Genomic DNA, 16,542 nt, shown 5'->3' on the forward strand with positions numbered 1-16,542 from the left:
TAGTTTGCGTGGACGCGGTTTTGTTACAATTGGCCACGAAAATCTGATAATGTTGGACGTTGTTCAGCTATGATGGCCCGCGTCGTCGTCATCTATGTACTAACTGGGCTGAGCGATGACGCTTTCCATGCAGCGTAGATTATTTGGGTATGAGTATGAGCTTAGCGGATGCAACCAACGGGGCTTTAGAGAAATGCCCTACCGGCATTATCGGCTTCGATGAAATAACTGGGGGAGGGCTGCCAAAAGGTCGGCCTACACTAGTTTGCGGAAATGCTGGCTGCGGAAAAACACTTTTTGGTTTAGAGTTTCTGGTCCGAGGTGTCGTGAGTCATGGAGAGCCGGGCGTCTTCATGGCCTTCGAGGAAACGGCTGAAGATCTAACCAAGAACGTGAAGTCGCTGGGTTTCGATCTCGAAGATTTGGTTGAGAAAGAAATGCTATCGGTGGACCACGTTCACGTGGAACGCAGCGAAATTGAGGAAAACGGCGAGTACGACTTAGATGGACTGTTCATCCGGTTAGGGCTTGCGATTGACTCTGTCGGGGCGAAACGCGTTGTTCTGGACACGCTCGAAACGCTGTTCTCTGGCCTATCGAACACTGCCGTATTGCGGTCAGAGTTGCGACGTTTATTTCGTTGGCTGAAAGACAAAGGTGTCACCGCTGTGATCACAGCAGAGCGTGGTGCTGGAGCGTTGACGAGGCATGGATTAGAAGAATACGTTTCGGACTGTGTGGTGGTCCTCGACCATCGAATAACCGATCAGGTAGCGACCCGAAGAATACGCGTGGTCAAATATCGCGGTTCGTCGCATGGTACTAACGAATACCCATTCCTGATCGACGAAGGAGGGTTCGACGTTCTCCCAATCACGTCGGTAGGTCTCGACCATCCTGCTAGTGAAGAGCGGATTTCATCTGGATTGGATCGACTCGATACCATGCTAGGTGGTAAAGGGTTTTATCGCGGTAGCAGCATTCTCGTATCTGGTACGGCAGGGACAGGAAAGAGCAGTCTTTCTGCTGCATTTGTCGATGCTGCCTGCCGTCGAGGAGAGAAGGCCGTCTATTTTGCTTTTGAGGAATCCCAGAACCAGATTCTTCGGAATATGAAGTCAATTGGTATCGATTTGCAGCCGCATCTCGACAAGGGACTGCTTCAGTTTCGTGCCGCGCGCCCGACAACGCAGGGTTTAGAAACCCACCTTGCGATTATGTACAAGGTTATTCGTGAGACCAAACCCCAAGTGGTGGTGGTGGATCCAATTACTAACTTTATTTCTGTCGGCACTTACGAAGAAATAAAGTCGATGCTGATGCGTCTTGTCGACTTTCTTAAGGCGACTCAGACGACCGGTTTCTTTACGAGCCTGAACCACGGAAATCTTGTCACTGAGCAGACCGACATTGGAATATCTTCGCTCATCGACTCCTGGCTTTTGCTGAAGGATCAGGAATGTAACGGAGAGCGTAATCGCGTCTTGTACTTGCTCAAGTCCCGTGGAATGCCGCATTCAAATCAAGTTCGCGAATTCCTGATTACCAGCAGTGGAATTGACTTGGTGGACGTCTACACTGGCCCCGAGGGCGTTCTCACTGGTTCGGCACGACTGGCCCAGGAAGCGAAAGAACGGGCCGCAGCCAATATTCGTGAACAAGAGATTCGGCGGAAGCAAGGTGAACTAGATCGAAGACGCCGATCCATCGAAGAGAAAATTGCTGAGATGCGTTCAGACTTCGAGGAAGAAGCAAGCGAGTTAGAGTTGATCTTAGCTCAAGCTCGAAAGCAAGAAAAGCAACGTGAACTAGACCGTTCGGAATTAGCTGCCAGTCGCAAGGCAGATGTCCATTCAACATAAGGAGCTGATGATGGTGCAGAGTTCCGAGTCTTGGGCGACTGGATCCCAGGAGCCAGTTACCGATACGACTGAGACATGGCGACTTCGACTCTATGTCGCTGGTCGTACACCTAAGTGCGTCAATGCATTTGACAATCTTAAGCGTTTTTGTGAGGAGCATATGGCAGGGCGATACGAGATTGAGGTGATTGACCTTCTCGAGAACCCGAGACTCGCCAAGGACGATCAGATAATCGCCATACCAACTTTAGTAAGAAAACTTCCGGAGCCATTGCGTAAGATCATCGGAGATCTTAGCGACGCCGAGCGGATGTTAGTTGGATTCGATATAAAGTCCAAGTAAGGCTTCCCAGCCTGATGTTAGAGCTTATTCGGAAGAAACGATGACGGATCCTACGATAGAAGGTGAAAGCGATGACCAACAATCGCTTAAGAATGAGATCGAGGTCCTGCGTCAAGAGAATCAACGGCTTCGATCCGCTCTTGAAGAGATGCATTTCAAGCTCGCTGAACCGGAGGAAGTGATCCGCGCTATCCGGCACGGCGAGGTTGACGCACTGATCGTTCAGGAATCGGGAAAGGAGGAGGTTTACTCTCTACAGCGATTTGATTCGGTATATCGTGCCGTGGTCGAAGAGTGTTTTCCTTTTGGCGTCTGGCTTGCTAAGCCATCGGGCAAACTTCTTTACGTCAGCCCATCGTTTGTAAACCTTCTAGAATCCGACTTTAGCACCTTTGCCGAGAAGGGGCAGTTTTTCTTTTTACCGCGTGAAATTCGTGATGAAATTGAAAATAAATGGGAAGAGTCTCGCCGTTCCGGCAATCCATTTAGTGTCGAGTATTCTGTTCCCTTGCAAGACGGTTCCGTAAAAAACATCTGGACCCAAGGCATTCTAGCTGAGACGCACGATGGGCAGCCGCATTGGGTAGGTGTCAATATCGACATCACGGAACTCACGCAGTTCAAAGACGAGATTCGCCATCAGTCGAAAGCGTTGCAAGAGGCGGATCGTCGCAAAGACGAGTTTCTGGCAATTCTCGCACATGAATTGCGAAACCCGTTAGCTCCGATTCGTACCGGGTTAGACCTTTTGAAATTCACGGGAGACGATCCGGAGTTGGCGGAGCAGACCCGCGAAATGATGGAGGAGCAGGTAAAACAGGTCCTCCGGTTAATCGACGACCTGTTCGAGATCTCCCGATTTACTAGTGGAAAGCTCGAACTACGCAAGGCATCGACGGATATTCGTTCGGCAATTCGCAACGCGCTCGATGCAACCCGTCCTCTCGTGATTGAGTCGGATCACACTTTAGAGTTGGATCTTCCCCCTGAGCCGATCTACGTGGATGGGGATCCCGTACGGCTCTCACAGATATTCACGAACCTGATCAACAACGCCTGTAAGTATACCGACTCAGGTGGAGAAATCGCGATAAGTGCGTCGATGGATGGCGGCGACGTGACCGTATCGATTCAAGACAACGGCGTAGGCATTTCGGCCGAACATCTTCCCAAGCTATTTCAGATGTTCTCGCAAATCGATTCTCCGCTTGATCGATCTAAGGGAGGGCTGGGGATTGGCCTGTCGCTGGTGCAAGGGTTGGTTGAAATGCATGGCGGGACGGTTGAGGTGCATAGCGATGGCCCTGGTACAGGAAGCACATTTACGGTCCGAATTCCCGTGCTGACCGATGAACCGGAACCAGCCCAATCGGGAACTACCGAGCACAGGGCGATCGACGAGAAATCGCGGGTTCTTATTGTCGACGATAATAAAGAGGCGGTTCGTATGATGGCCGCCCTTCTGAAGCTCATGGGGAACGAGGTTGAAACGGGGCACGATGGTTACGATGCGGTCAGGCTAACCGAGTCGTTTCGTCCTCATTTCGTGCTCTTAGATATTGGCATGCCGAATATGAACGGTTATGAAGCCGCACGCCGTATTCGTAGCCAATCGGGCGGGCGTGAAGTTGTTTTAATCGCCGTCACAGGCTGGGGACAGTCAAACGATCGGGATCGTGCGGCGAGTGCAGGGTTCGATCATCATGTGACTAAGCCTGTCGAAGCGTCTGTCATCCAGACGATCTTGCGTAGCCATAAGAAATAACGACGCAGACAGAGGCCTGGCCGTCGACGCGTTGCTCGTCAAACGGCTTATTGCTTTCTGTCATTTCAGCCGGAAGAAGCACTTCGTGGATTGGCTTCGACAAGCGGGACAGCCTTAAGGTTAGGCTCCGGTCGAATGGGCCGCTTGTTCTTCGTCGCGGCGTTCGTAGGTACGGCTATCGCCGGTTTCCTGATCCTTCGTCTCCAGGGCGATTTGATAGAGCCGTTCGCCCCCTTCGGTTGGGTACTCTCCGGTGATGCAGGCCTGGCATAGTTCATTGCTGGAAAAGTTAACTGCCCTGGCAATGGAATCGACCGGCAAGTAACGCAGCGAATCGGCTCCCAGTTGCTCGGCCATTGCATCCTGCATTTCTTCGGTCAGCAGGAAGCTGTCGCCCATAAACTTCGGAGCGAATAGCTCGCTGATGGTCGACATGTCGATGCCGTAAAAGCATGGGGCGATGATCGGTGGACAGGCCACGCGGACGTGAATTTCTTTCACCCCGCCACGCTCACGAAGACGGTTGATGAGAACCTTCATGGTGGTGCTGCGGACGATGGAGTCTTCAACAAGGAAGATTCGCTTGTCTTCCAAGACTTCGCGTAGCGGTGTGTATTTGATTTCCGCAGCCCGGCGTCGTTTGCTACCAGTTTCGATAAACGTACGACCGGAATACCGGTTGCGGATCAGACCTTCGCGGGAAGGGATACCCAGTTTGAACGCCATCGCGTCGGCAGCCGCTTTGCTGGTATCGGGCACAGGGACAACGATGGTATCGCCATCGTCCAGTGGAATGTTGTCTCGCTCGAGTTCGATCGCCGCGAGTTCTTCCCCCAGGTTGGTGCGGCTCACGTAGACACTTTGCCCATCGAGCGTGCTGGCCACATTAGCGAAATAGATCCACTCGAAAAAGCAATGTGCTTTCCGCTGTGGTTCGATGAACTGCTTTACTTCGATCTTGCCGTCGGTAATGGTGACGGCCTCGCCTGGCTCGACGTTCCGGATTTCGTCTTCCTCGAAGCCAATATTGACCAACGCGACACTTTCGCTTGCGGCGGCAAACAGGGGGCCAGATACGGCGTAGCATAGCGGCTTGATGCCGTGAGGATCGCGGGCCACGAGCATTTCGCCGTAAGCATTGAGCATGACCAAGCTGTACGCCCCGTCAAATCGCGGTGCAGCGCGTTTGAGGGCCTCGAACATGGTAATCCGCTTTTCCCCGGTCATCTCACGGCTTAGCTCGTGCATGATGATTTCGGTGTCGGTTTCGCGGCTCAGATGGTGGTCGTCGTCGGCCAATAAGCGGTCGCGGAGTTCGCTGTAGTTGGAAAGCTGCCCGTTAAAGGCGAAGCTGAACCACTTATGTTTGACCAGGTGGTGCCGCTCGAAAGGCTGGGCATAGCTTCGATCGTCCTGCCCGCATGTTGCATAGCGAACGTGGCCAATCGCTGCGCGGCCAGCGTATTCCTTCATCAGGGCTTCGCTCTTGGCACGATGCGACAAGCGAAACACTTCTTGGACGGTACCGATGTCTCGGTGCGTGTCGATCAGTTGGTTTCGCTTGGGGTGGTACGTAGTGAACCCGGCGGCCAATTGGCCACGATTTTGGATATCGAGGAGCATTCGCGGCATGATCCGCGAGACTTCATCGGGGCCTTGATCAGGAGAGAGAGGGCTTTCTTCGTCGCCTGGGAGATGGTAAATCGCCGCGATACCACATTCGTGGAAGAGTTCACTCATAGAATTTCAATTCAATCCTGCCGAGTTTACAGAGCCCCCCCAATCGAGATCGACATGAATGGGGGCGTGGGCCGGAAGTAGCAAGCACGTCATCATTCTAGGGGCGAAGGTAAGAATCCTCAACCGTCGCCGCCGCGAAGTCTCGGATTACCCTAATCCTTTTCTGCAACTGGGCGGAGGGTCTCTTCCGGCAGGGCGAACTATCCTTGCTTAAGAGCGATTCAAGCGAGAATCGGTAGGGAAGCTCGATTCACGCACTGAGCACCTCATCAAAGCGTGAACCCCCATGGCAACTAAGCCGTCAGGGTCTAAGATAACGTTACCAAACCACTTAAGTGTTTTCTTGAAACCTCGCCACCATGACCGATTTGCTGCGGCAGGAAATCGCCACGTCCGCCCACACCATCGTCGTGAAAGTAGGAACTCGCGTTCTTACCTCCGATCAAGGCGTCCTCAGCGAAGAACAGATCACCCAACTGGGGAGGCAGCTGTCGCAATTAGCGGCATCGGGTCGACGCGTGGTGCTCGTTTCCAGCGGCGCAGTCGGGGCTGGGATGAGTCAACTCGGTTTGAAGCAGCGTCCAACGGACTTGGCAAAGTTGCAAGCGGTGGCAGCGGTGGGACAGGCGAAGCTGATTGAATTGTACGACCGCGTGCTGCGCGATAACGGCCGGCATGCCGCCCAGGTGCTTCTCACGGCGGAAGATCTCGACGACCGGACGCGTTACCTGAACATTCGAAACACGCTGCTGAGCGTTCTCGACTTCGGTGCAATCCCCATTATCAACGAGAATGATACCGTTGCCGTCGAAGAACTGATGCTCACCTTCGGCGATAACGATCGTCTGGCTGCTCGGGTCACCAACCTTTTGCGGGCCCCGCTGCTTATTCTTCTTTCTGACGTTCAGGGGTTATACAACGGCTCGCCAGAACTGTCCGAGTCGAAGCTGCTGTCGGTAGTGCCCAAGCTGGACGAAGAGATCATGAGCTTTGCCCGGGACAAGAAGACGGGGCATTCCAAGGGGGGCATGGCCAGCAAGTTGGAAGCAGCCCGGATGGTGACCTCGACCGGCGAGAATATGATCATCGCCTCGGGCAAAGTGCCCAATGTGCTGCCGCGGCTGATGGACGGAGAAGATCTAGGAACACTCTTTCTCGCTCAGGGCAAAGCCGTCACGCCGCGTAAACGCTGGATAGGTTATTCCGTTCAGCCGCGTGGCGAACTGGTGGTCGACGACGGAGCCGTCAAGGCGCTAGGCGAGAAAGGGAGAAGCCTGCTGCCGATCGGCGTGACCGAAGTTCGTGGGACGTTTCAGAAAGGAGATGTGGTTCGCGTCTGCAACGGCCAAGGCCAGGAAATTGCTCGCGGTTTGACGAACTACACTTCGGAAGAAATCGGCAAAATCCAGGGCAAGCAAACCGATCAAATCGAAGGCATTCTCGGGCATCACCCGTACGATGAGATTATTCATCGCGACAATCTAACGGTGAGTCGGGTTTGAATGTGCCATCCGTTGCGTTGAAATTCAAAGTCTATCGTTGCCTGATTCTGTGTTTTCGTCCCAATTTGAAGAAATTCTTGACAACCTTGGATACGCTTGCGTGACAATCAGTTTGGTGAGGCGAAATTCGAATCACGACAACCGTCATTTCTAAGTGATTGTCCGTTGTGATTGGATCGATTCGCCCGTCATCTTCAGGGTGATTTCGCCTTATCAGCTTGTCTGGGAAGCACTTCTCGTCACATCGTCGAATATTCGGGGGAGCATTTATCGTGATTGGATACGAGATAACGGCCAGATGCCATAAGTTGAAGTATGCTCGGTCTTATAGCGGTTGGTTTGAAGGGGACCCCAAACTGGAGAGCAAAGCCAAAGAAGTGGCGGCGAAGGCGGTGATGAAGCAAGTCGCCAAGCAAGGGGTCAAGCTCTTTATTAGTGCCTCGGCAGGCAGCGTCGTGACGGTGGCGGATATTGTCTCTAAGCCACTGCAAGGACTCGGCTCGGCGGCAGGGCAGTTGATCGCTGGCAACATCTTGAAAATCAATCGTCTGTTGGCCGGACAAGGAGTTGTTTTTAATGACATCGCCGTGAGCTTGTCAGGCGACTTCGAGGGAGGTTACCGGATCGACACGGATGCAGACCTAGAAAAGCTGCCTCACCTGTTGGCGCTCATCCCGGAAAAAGGAACGACCGATTCGTTCATGGGGGAATCGGTGTTAGAAATGGCTGTGATGGCCCACGTCAATTTTGCACGCTATTTGCGTCAGTTCCACCTGAAGACAGGGGCGAATCAGACATTATATCACTTGGAAGTTAAGGTCGATGTGTGATCGCCTTCGGTTGATTGACTCGGGCTCAAAGCGAATCGGGGGCGAGTTGCCTCCCGATTGCGTTGAAAATACGTCGTGCGACGCGACGCTTGCTTAGCTAGTCGTCTGTGAATTCTTCTTCGGGAAGAACCGCTCCAGATGCTCTTCGCTCGGCGGCTTGGTCATCAGTGAAACAACGACCATCGCGATCGCCGCAGCCGGCACCATGGTCGCCACCGGCATCATGCCGAACACGGTGAAGTGCGGGTTCAGGGCCATATCGCTCATGTAGAAGAACAAGCACCACAGGCCGATCGCCGTAATCACGCAAGCATAGGCACCTGGCTTGGTGAGCCGCTTCCAGTAAAGTGCGGCGAATACTAGCGGGAACAAGCTCGAGAAACCGCTGAACGTCCACACGCCCAACGTAAACACACGGCGAGGTTCGTACAGGCTAAGGATATACGTGACCGCCACGATCGCAATGATAAAGCAGCGAGCGGTGATCAGCACCTGTTTGTCGGTAAAGCGTTTTTTGCCGCCATAGTGGACGACGATGTCCTCGGTAAACATGGTGCCGATGCAAAGGAACTGGCTGTCGAGCGAAGACATGATCGCCGCCAAAACGCCGGCGGTGAGCAGGCCACTCAAAAACGGACCGCTCATGTTGGCCACCATGAACGGCAGCACCGCATTGGGATTGAAGTGAGGCGGGATCAATGCCCGTTCTGTACCAGGCACCACGGCTGAGGTCGCCCAGACACCCACAAGCACGCACGGTATCCAAACGACGGCAATAAACAGCGGATGAGCGACTACCGGAAGCTTGAAGCTTTGGGCGCTCTTGGCTGTCAGCCAGTGCTGAAACAAGTGCGGGAACATGCCGACCGAAAGCGGAATGAACATGTATGTAACGAATACCAGCATCGACATCGCACGCGGCTCTTCAGGCGACCACTTTGTGGCACGATAGACACCGGCGGTACGTTTACGGGTCCACTTGTTACCCAGTTCTGGCTTGTCTGGGTTGATCAAATCGTTGGGATGACCCAGGTTTTTGCTATAGATCGGGTCTTCATAGGCCTGGAGTACCGCATTTTCGTTGCGATGAAACTCGTTCAACTCGTGCCCTGTCATGACCTCTTTGTCCCACCAAGTCGGCTTTTCGGTGGGCATGACGCGGTCATCTTGCTCGATGAATGCATCGTTTTTCTCAGCGATCGAAATGTTGATCAGGTTATTGGCCACGGCAAGGTTAGCCTCGGCTCGGGCTTTCCAGTTGCCGATGGGTGGGCCTTTATAGTCGGCGATTGCTTTCGCTTTTTGCTCAGGCGTTAGCAGTTCGCCGTCGGCCTTCTTATTGGCGTAGTTGAACTCGGCCAGCGATTGCCAGGTAGCAAAAGCTTTCTCGTACTTCTGTTCGTCTGACTCGGCAACCGCACGCATCAGTTTGGAAGGATTCCGTTTTGCCACGGCTTCCGACGCGGCTTGGACACCGCCCAGGTTATCGGAAATAACCCAGAAAGTGATGACGCCCAATATCATGAACACAATCGTCTGGAACGCATTCGCCCATGCCGTACCACGCATGCCACCAAAGAAAACGTAGATCAGCACAACAATCGAAATGACCAAGCTACCCAGCCAGTTCGGGACGCCATAATCGTACTCGGCAAACATGCTCGAGAAGGCCCCTTCGCTCACCGCGCTGACGACGGTTCCGGAGGCCATCACGCCAATCAGCAGGTAAGGAATCACTAGGCCGACGAGAATGGGGAACAGCAAGACGCCAATTTTGTCGCTTTGCAGGCGATCTCGAAAGAACTGGATTTGAGTCGTGTATCCGTATTTCTTTCCTAGGGACCAAAGTTTGATACCCAGTACGAAGAAGCAAAGTGAATGAATGATCCCGCTAGAGGAAGCCAGTAGACCATACACGCCGACACCTTCGGCGTAAGCTTCACCGGTCGAACCGACCAGCGCAAACGCAGTCATGGTTGTGCCGAAAAGGCTCATTAATAGAAGGAATGGACCGATCGAATGGCTGGCCAGCATATAGTCTTGGCTAGAGCCACGGAACATCGTGCTGGCGAAGATACCTAGGCCCAACAACAATAAAAGATATACGCAGATAACAAGCAACGGTATCATTATTCGCCCCCCTCAGCTTCCTGTTGTGCCTCTTCGATCAAGTCAGTCGGCCAAGCAAAGATGGTGGCCAAAAACCACACAAAGCCAGCACCAACCGAAATGCCCCCTTGCCACAGGAGCGTAATTGGCATGAAGCCCCAAACCAAGGTGCGATCGTCCCAGTACCAAAGATCTTGATGGAGGATGATGAGGGCTACGACCAGTAGCCATACCACGTATCTCATGGGTGTGCGGCCTTCATGGTGGAGTAGGGGCGGGCAAAACACGTTGAGAAGACAGTTGGTTAAACAACTATCGGCACATTCTAAACGCCCCTGCGGCGCGATGCCAGACCGAGTTGATCACTTTTCCTCGGAGCCTAGGCGGTTTGAGAAGTTTGTTTTGCAATGGAGATTCCCTCAAAAGGCTGGTAAACTAAAGCTCGTCATCCGATCTGTTGCCCGCCCTTTGATGACATTTCCTGCCACCTCATCTTGTGAGATATCGTCATGACGATTTCCCTTTCCCGTCGTCAGCTTCTGGCCGCTTCGGTCTCTGGTGTCCTTCTTCCGACATCGCTGCACGGGGCTGAAACTACGGGTGATTCGCCCAACGAGCTTACCGAACCGCAGCGAACCATCCCTGTGGCCGACACAACTGACGTGCTGGTTTGCGGCGGAGGACCTGCGGGAATTGCTACCGCAATCAGTGCCGCGCGGACGGGGGCTTCAGTGCGAATACTCGAAGCGCATGGCTGTTTGGGGGGCGTTTGGACCAGCGGCATGCTCTCGTACGTGATGGATGCCGAAAAGCCTGGGCTGAATGCCGAGTTGCCTCGGCGACTCAAGCAGATGGACGCCGTTCGCCCGAGTGGCTCTAAGAACTACGTCTACGACGTGGAAAGCATGAAGGTCCTGCTGGAAGAGCTGTGTGACGAGAACAAAATCAAAGTGCAGTATCACACGCGGATCGTCGCTGTCGAGAAAGATAATGCCAAGCGAGTGCGCGGCGTGATTACCGAGTCGAAGTCAGGACGTCAGGCCTGGCGAGCCAACACAGTGGTCGACACGACCGGCGATGGCGATGTGGGTGCATTGGCTGGCTGCGAGTGGGAGTTCGGCCGGGAAGAGGATTGCCCCTGTCAGCCGATGTCGTTGATGGGGATCATCACGGCCAGCCCAGAAGCGCTGCAGCAGTTCGACCGACTAAAGGGAAGCCAGACGAAGGACGAGTTCCGGGCTTACATCCAAAAAGCAGGTTTAGACCCTTCGTATGCCAAGCCAACGCTCTGGTATATGGGCGGTAGTGTCGCCGCGGTGATGATGAATCACGAATACGGTGTGCGACCGTTCGACGCCGGAGCCGTCACTGAAGCAACCATCCGTGCTCGCCGCGAGCTTTACGATATCTGCCGAGGGCTCAAGGGGCTCGGCGGAGCTTGGAGCGACTGCCGCTTGGTAACCACTGCCGAACAGATCGGTGTTCGAGATGGCCGACGTATCAAAGGACGTTACTTCGTAACGGTCGATGATGTACGCGAAGGAGCCCGACATGAAGATGCAATCTGTCGCAGCGAGTTCAGCGTTGATATTCATGCGGCGACCCGAGAAGAAAACAAGAAAGCTGCGTATAGTGGACAAGGCGTCAAAGCCAAGCCGTTCGATATTCCGCTGCGGGCGCTCATCGCGTCCGACGTTGACGGGCTGATGATGGCCGGCCGTTGTATCAGTGGCGACTTCTTCGCCCACGCTAGCTATCGCGTAACTGGTAATGCGGTGGCAATGGGCGAAGCCGCTGGCGTGGCTTCCGCTTTGGCAGCTAAAGAAGGTTGCTTACCACAGGACGTGCAGTGGAAACCCATTTCTGATCAGTTGACCGAATTACGTAAGCCGGTCGCTTAATCGCGGGTTACGATTTCCAGCAGTTCGACGGCTGGCTCGCCGTTGCAGTAAATCAATGCCGTGCGGCCGTAGATCGTTTCGTTCGGCTCAAGACCCATCAGCTCTCGAAGTTCGCTGGCCGGTCGGATGTGCCATAAGCAGGTGAGCTGGACTTCTCGCAAGACGTTGTGCTCGATCAGCACGCGGCCTAGTGGTATGCGTTCGCTTTTGATTTCGTTGGCAGGCTCTTCATCCAGGAAGTCGCAGTTCAAGCGAACGATTCCGTACTGCACCACTTTGCCGTCGCTTTGCCGTGTGAGCAGGATCTTGCGGGAGTAGTACTGCCCCTCGGTTCGCTTTTCGAGCACCTTTACATCGACCTTACAGCCATGAAAGTTCTCAACGGTGACGGTCATGTGCTCGTCATGGGCGAGCAGCTGATGAAACGGAGCAGGCGTCTGCTGGGCCGAGACTTCCTCGAACTGCCCTAGTTCCTCGGGCTTGTCGTAAAAGAGAGCGATCAGTTGGCTAAGCTCAGGCATCGTATGGCGAGACGGTTTCACGTCGGTTCCTTTTGCTGCAAAGGGAAACGAAACTTGAGTTGGCCAACGGTACAGTTCAAGGTGGGGCTAAGAGGTGGGCGCGGCCAAGGGGAATTCGAGTTGCGAAGTGGGGATGACGATCGTTGGTTTATGATCCTCAGTCGTTTCCAAAATCGAATCAACTAGATAATACAACAATCGTCGGAAGGGTTCAGGGTCGATTTCGTCGGCGATTTCTTCCGCTTTTGCTCGATATTTTTCCACGAGCTGCTGTGCGGCAACAAAAACGCCCCCTTCGAGGTACAGGCTGCGTACGCGTTGAATCTTCGCAGCTGCGGTCAAATCAGGGTCGTTGGCAATTTGAATGAGTTCGTTCTTGCGATCTTCCTTCAGGTTCTGCAGAGCCAAAGCCCAAAGTACCGTGGGGCGACCGCCGATAATATCATTTCCTGCGGAAAGCTTGTTGTCCGAATCGCCGAGCCAATCTTTCAGGTCGTTCAGGATCTGGAAAGCAACACCAACGTGCCGGGCAAACTTTCGCATCTGGTCGCGATAATCTTCCTGGGTCTTGGCCAAGGCAATCCCGCAGTGCAGGGCGGCCTCGAACGCAGGCGAAGTTTTCAACGCATATATTTTCAACGCATCGATCGGGGTCAACACTTTGCTTGCCGAATCACGCCACATCAGTTCGGCCCCTTGGCCCTCTGACAGACGCATGTGTGCTTCGGCCAACTGGTCGACAATCTTGGCGACCACTTCAGGGCCGAGCGTTTTGACTTCGCGGCTAACCAGACGATAACCGAGCCCGATCATGTAGTCGCCCAGGTTAATCCCAGTCGAAACACCGAACTGACGATGGACGGTGGGCTCGCCATAGCGGAACTCGTCGTCGTCTTCGATGTCGTCATGAACGAGCGAAGCTTTATGGAATGTTTCAATCGCCAGGGCACTACGTTTGACCGCGTCGGTATAGCCGGCGACGTGGGCGGCACCATCAGGCGAGGTGCCTTGGCCGCCGGTTAGTGAGTCGTAAACGGCGAGCGTGGTGAACGGTCGCGAGTACTTTCCGCCGCGACCAATGAAGTCGATTGCCAGACGCTCGGTTGCGGCGATCGGATCGAGATTCGGCAGATCAGCAAGCTCGGCATTGGCCGTCGCTTCGGTCTGTCGCTGTGGTGCGATCAAGCGGGTAAGCTCTTGGCGGTCGAACATCTCCTGAGCCGCTCGCATCAGGTGGACGTACGTCGCTGTCTTCTGTTGTGGTTCGCGGTGGGGTAGGTGGATCATGTCGAAGACCCACTGTTCGTCGACTGATGTATTGCGGCAGTCGCTCGAATGCAGCGGCACCGCCATGCAGGGAATGCCAGCGAGCAGGATTTTATCGAACGCCTTTTCCAGCACGTTCAAGCAGGCCACGCCCACGACCGCGTCGACGTAGCCGCTCACCAGAATCTTCATCACGATGGGCGAGCCTTCGGCGACGAGAACCCGATAACCGAGTTCTTCGGCTTGGGTGCGGTAGTCGGCGATACTGCAGGCGCCACAGGTCTTGCAGTCGAGACCGAACTGATCGTAGTCGGCCGGGCAACCTTCGGCATGCTTCAAGCAGTGCGGTAGCAGGAAGAGTCGTCGTTCGGGTGGAATGGCCGAGACCTGATCACGCCAGAAAGCGGAGGTCATCATCACCAAGGTCCAGCCGAGGTACGTTTCCGGGAGATTCATTTCTTCGAGCAGTGCTCGAGCGAGCTTCTCCATTTCGTCTTTGGAGAGGGGACGCGACTTGTCGAGCTTCTCGCAGATCTGATAACAGCGATCCTGGATCTCTTCGCGCAGGGCCAAGCGATCTGGGACTTGCTTCAGGTGGGCGGTCTTGCGGCGGCGGGAAACCCGCTTTTTGGCACCACCGTTGGATTCAGGCTGGGAGGGGGAAGGCATAGGCAAGGTTGCTTAACTCGATTCTCTTGTTCCACTTCCGCTAAGTTCGTCACCGCGCACATTCGATTCTAACGCTCGGCATACATGTGCCAGCGCACTAACCGTCATGATCTGCGGGTAGAGCTTTTCATAATACCACAGCTTAGAGAAGTAAAAACCGATTGGCGAACATTCGACATGAGAATTTTCCTCGACTCGTCGGCATAGCCAATCCACGGCTTTTACTAGGCCTGGGTAGTTTTCGATTCCCTTATTGTCGCAGAGTAACCCCTCTATGGCCAGCGAAGTCTCCTCAACGCTGCTCTTATATCGGCCATTGGTGGCATCAGAGACGGCCAGGCCGCCACCAAAACCACCATCTTCATTTTGTTGATTCGCCAGCCAATGAAGAGCTTTATCACGAATACTGGCCAGCTTGTCCGGTAACGATGCTTCGGGATTGTGCGTATCGCGGAAGTAACCGAGGACCTTGGCAGTGCCGTAAATGGGATTGTCTTCTTCGTTACGATCCTGATTGCCAAACCAAAGTGGAAGCCAATGATCGTCCTGGCGATGCTTGACCAGATAGCTCATGCCGGTTCCCAGTGGGTTGGCCCTTTGGTGGGCCCAGGTCCACGACCAAACGAAGAGCCCACGCATCGCGTGGGCAGTGATGTCGCTTCCGCTTCGATCGAACGGCTGAGTACCCCAGCCGCGACAGAACGTGGGCCAGCCTCGGTCACCATTTTGCAGATCGATCAGCCATTGGCAGCCAGCGGTGGCGGCCTCTTCGATTCGCTTGTGCGTGGACGGATCGAAATCGCCACGATCGTAGAACATTCGGAGTGCCAGCAAAGCCCCCGGTGTATCGTCTGCATCAGGGACGCTACCACTTAGGTCAGTCCAACCCCAAGCACCCGGAGCCGCCCCAGTAAACGGATGCACCTCCTTGGTTTGGCATTCCAGCAGCCACTCTAGGCATTCCGGCGTCAGGTGCGAGTTATCGTCCTTGAGCACGGAAAGAGCATTGATGGAAAGCGTAGTGACCCAAGTCGCCAGGTTAGTGTCGATTGGCCAACTGCCGTCAGAACGAACGCTCTCGCGGATAAAACGCAGGCCGTTCTGGGCCACCTGACTGTCGGCTCGGCCGGTAGCTGCCAGGCTCATCACGACAAAGCTCGTCAGGGGGATCGCTTCGAGATAGCCTCCACTTTCCGGCTGCATCTTGGTAAGCACTTTTGCGGCCGAATTGAAAGTGGCTCCGCGGATCATCCGCATGATCGGATTCCACGGTTTGTCATGAAAGAACTTGGCTTGGCCGATCGCTACCAGGGCTGGGATCGCATAACTGACCACCGGCAACTGAATCAACTTGTAGAAGGATTGCGGCAGGACAGCTGCCTCGAAGGGCAGGGGAGCCACCTCTTTCCAATCGACCAGACCGGCCAAAGCGTAGTTCGTTAAAATTGGGACCGCAAACGTTTTGTCCTTACCATATCGAGCCCGTAGTCCGGCGATTCCACCTTTCTTGGCGATGTAGGCATTGGCCGCCGACAGGACACTTGGGTTTTTCTCGGCATCGCCGGTCAATGTCAGGGCAGCGACGGCCAGCATCGTGGTGGCGATGTTCGAGTAGCTCAACTCTGTATCGCCCCACCCACCATCGGTGTTTTGATGGTCGAGCAAATACTGGACACCCCCACGTATGAGCGACGCATCGGTGTCGCTGGATTGTGAGCCATTTCGCACAGCCAGTTGCAAGGCACTCACGGCTGTCGCCGTAGACAAGGCGGAAGTCGATAGTTCGCCGATCCAGTGCCCGGATGGTTCTCGCTCGTTGAGGAGATCTTGTTTGGCGATTTCGTAGCAGGCGCGAACTCGGGCAGAGTCAATCATGAAGACACAAATAGGCAGGAAGGCGAACCAGTTGAAGGTCCTTGCATGGTAAATGGCTTTGCAAAACGTGTCCATCGCCGGCGTGGTTTCCACTGACTTTTGCCGTCTATTGGGTTAGAATGAGTTGCTGCACGTCTCCCCCTCGATTCCTTTAAGGTA

The 16,542-nt window shown here is 54.3% G+C and carries 12 protein-coding genes; 6 read left to right on the plus strand and 6 right to left on the minus strand.

All coding sequences use genetic code 11. The features are described from left to right. Positions 1-155: 155 nt before the first annotated feature. Genes kaiC through HOV93_RS17000 form a run of 3 tightly spaced genes read left to right on the plus strand, consistent with a single transcriptional unit; the run spans position 156 to position 3,970 of the window. Complete coding sequence (gene kaiC, locus HOV93_RS16990; RefSeq protein WP_207397714.1) at positions 156-1,862, plus strand: circadian clock protein KaiC; 1,707 nt, start codon at positions 156-158, stop codon at positions 1,860-1,862. After that, positions 1,846-2,205, plus strand: coding sequence for a circadian clock KaiB family protein (locus HOV93_RS16995; RefSeq protein WP_235990525.1), 360 nt, complete (start codon positions 1,846-1,848; stop codon positions 2,203-2,205). The genes kaiC and HOV93_RS16995 overlap by 17 nt, the downstream gene beginning before the upstream one ends. Positions 2,206-2,245: 40 nt before the next feature. Further along, complete coding sequence (locus tag HOV93_RS17000) at positions 2,246-3,970, plus strand: hybrid sensor histidine kinase/response regulator (RefSeq protein WP_207397715.1); 1,725 nt, start codon at positions 2,246-2,248, stop codon at positions 3,968-3,970. 120 nt (positions 3,971-4,090) lie between these two features. On the opposite strand, the gene HOV93_RS17005 is transcribed toward HOV93_RS17000, so the two are convergent. After that, a complete protein-coding gene (locus tag HOV93_RS17005; protein WP_207397716.1) occupies positions 4,091-5,710 on the minus strand; it encodes an amidophosphoribosyltransferase in 1,620 nt (539 codons plus the stop codon). A 359-nt stretch (positions 5,711-6,069) separates the two neighbouring features. Here HOV93_RS17005 and proB point away from each other — a divergent pair, with 359 nt between their 5' ends. Together proB and HOV93_RS17015 are read left to right on the plus strand one after the other, a co-directional pair. Continuing rightward, complete coding sequence (gene proB / locus HOV93_RS17010; protein ID WP_207397717.1) at positions 6,070-7,212, plus strand: glutamate 5-kinase; 1,143 nt, start codon at positions 6,070-6,072, stop codon at positions 7,210-7,212. 272 nt (positions 7,213-7,484) lie between these two features. Beyond that, on the plus strand, positions 7,485-8,042 hold the full coding sequence (locus HOV93_RS17015) for a hypothetical protein (RefSeq protein ID WP_207397718.1): 558 nt from the start codon (positions 7,485-7,487) through the stop codon (positions 8,040-8,042). 93 nt (positions 8,043-8,135) lie between these two features. Here HOV93_RS17015 and HOV93_RS17020 read toward each other — a convergent pair whose 3' ends face one another. Further along, complete coding sequence (locus HOV93_RS17020) at positions 8,136-10,172, minus strand: sodium:solute symporter family protein (RefSeq protein ID WP_235990528.1); 2,037 nt, start codon at positions 10,170-10,172, stop codon at positions 8,136-8,138. After that, positions 10,172-10,396 carry a DUF3311 domain-containing protein gene (locus HOV93_RS17030; RefSeq protein ID WP_207397719.1) on the minus strand — a complete coding sequence of 75 codons (225 nt, stop codon included), beginning with the start codon at positions 10,394-10,396 and terminating at the stop codon, positions 10,172-10,174. Before HOV93_RS17030 ends, HOV93_RS17020 begins: the two co-directional genes overlap by 1 nt. A 264-nt stretch (positions 10,397-10,660) precedes the next feature. Between HOV93_RS17030 and HOV93_RS17035 the strand changes: the two genes are divergently transcribed. Further along, positions 10,661-12,052, plus strand: a complete 1,392-nt coding sequence (locus tag HOV93_RS17035; protein ID WP_207397720.1) for an FAD-dependent oxidoreductase — start codon at positions 10,661-10,663, stop codon at positions 12,050-12,052. Here HOV93_RS17035 and HOV93_RS17040 read toward each other — a convergent pair. The 3 genes from HOV93_RS17040 to HOV93_RS17050 form a co-directional block, all read right to left on the minus strand. Further along, positions 12,049-12,594, minus strand: a complete 546-nt coding sequence (locus HOV93_RS17040; RefSeq protein ID WP_315853427.1) for a hypothetical protein — start codon at positions 12,592-12,594, stop codon at positions 12,049-12,051. The genes HOV93_RS17035 and HOV93_RS17040 overlap by 4 nt on opposite strands. 66 nt (positions 12,595-12,660) lie before the next feature. Then, entirely contained in the window at positions 12,661-14,508 is a 1,848-nt protein-coding gene (locus tag HOV93_RS17045) for a polyprenyl synthetase family protein (RefSeq protein WP_207397721.1), read from the minus strand. A 12-nt stretch (positions 14,509-14,520) separates the two neighbouring features. Further along, positions 14,521-16,383 (minus strand): prenyltransferase/squalene oxidase repeat-containing protein, encoded by a 1,863-nt coding sequence (locus tag HOV93_RS17050; protein ID WP_207397722.1) that lies wholly within the window; start codon positions 16,381-16,383, stop codon positions 14,521-14,523. Between the last annotated feature and the right edge of the window lie 159 nt (positions 16,384-16,542).

The sequence above is a fragment of the Bremerella alba genome, assembly GCF_013618625.1.
Taxonomy (GTDB): domain Bacteria; phylum Planctomycetota; class Planctomycetia; order Pirellulales; family Pirellulaceae; genus Bremerella; species Bremerella alba.